The sequence below is a fragment of the Cellulomonas fimi genome (assembly GCF_028527925.1).
In the GTDB taxonomy this organism is placed as follows: Bacteria; Actinomycetota; Actinomycetes; order Actinomycetales; family Cellulomonadaceae; genus Cellulomonas; species Cellulomonas fimi_C.
In genome coordinates this window covers 1-484 of record NZ_JAPESW010000189.1, presented here as the reverse complement: position 1 = coordinate 484, position 484 = coordinate 1, and the positions used below count along the sequence as shown (strand labels likewise).

The window sequence follows — 484 nt, the reverse complement described above, 5'->3', positions numbered from 1 at the left end:
ATGTTCCACCGGCCACAACCACACACACAGCCAACCGGCGAGGGCGCCTGTGGGTAAGTCGATAAAGTGATGTTGATAAGTGGTCAGCACCGAAATGCCGATCAACGCGAACCAGCCATGCACGAGCCAACGCCAGATTCCCTGGGTATGGCGTTGGTACATGACCCACAGGATCACCAGCAACGCGATGTGCAGGGATGGCGCCTGGTTGAACGGCTTGTCGAACCCCGCCAGCACTGCAAACAGCCAGCCAAACACGCCGTCCAGTTCCGGCCGTTCGAAGGTGAAGCGCAGCGGCCAGATCAGGAAGCAGCTCACGGCGATCACCTGGGCGCTCAGCAAACGCAGCGCATGTTGCTTCAACTCATGCCGGGTGTTGGGCAGCAACAGGGAAAACCCGTAGAGCAGGTCGATGGACCAGTAGGGCACGATGGTCCACGCCCAGAATGGCATATGGGTTTCCCAATCGAACACCAGCGTGCCG

The 484-nt window shown here is 59.5% G+C and carries 1 protein-coding gene; it reads right to left on the bottom strand.

Annotation, left to right across the window (positions count from 1 at the left end; translation table 11 throughout):
• A partial coding sequence (locus OMK64_RS21605; protein WP_272730177.1) for a phosphatase PAP2 family protein occupies positions 1-484 on the bottom strand: 484 nt, incomplete at both ends.